Origin of the sequence: Ferviditalea candida, assembly GCF_035282765.1 — a bacterium.
GTDB lineage: Bacteria > Bacillota > Bacilli > Paenibacillales > KCTC-25726 > Ferviditalea > Ferviditalea candida.
Map to the genome: position 1 here is coordinate 1 of NZ_JAYJLD010000124.1, position 499 is coordinate 499.

At 49.1% G+C, this 499-nt stretch carries 1 protein-coding gene; it reads left to right on the forward strand.

The genetic code is table 11. The features are described from left to right. On the forward strand, positions 1-356 hold a 356-nt coding region (gene crcB / locus VF724_RS21360), incomplete at its 5' end, for a fluoride efflux transporter CrcB (protein WP_371756247.1). Positions 357-499: the final 143 nt, after the last annotated feature.

The window sequence follows — 499 nt, forward strand, 5'->3', positions numbered from 1 at the left end:
TTGGAATCGGAGGGATCATCGGTTCTTTGCTGCGTTATTTCAGCGGTAGATGGATTTCTTCCAAAAGCAAAGGCATCTTTCCTTGGGGCACATGGGCGATTAACCTTTCGGGTTCCTTTCTGTTCGGCTTGCTTTTTGCGCTGAATACGCAGCAAATCCTCCCGGATTGGCTGTGGTACTTCGCGGGCCCGGGGTTTTGCGGGGCTTACACGACTTTTTCGGCATTCGGTTATGAAGCGATTCATTTGTTTGAAGAAAATCATGCGCGGCATGGCTTCCTGTATATCCTCGCAACCGTCGGGTTAGGGTTGCTTGCAACCTGGGCGGGTCTTCGGCTTGGGCTTGGCATCCTTTAAAAAATCCAAACCAACCATCAATGGAGGGAGAGTTTCCAATGGAATGGCTAACGGCTTTACTCATGATCAATTTAATCGGAATCGGATCGAATTTAGATAACTCCAGCATCGGGATCGCTTATGGAGCGGAGAACGTCCGTTTT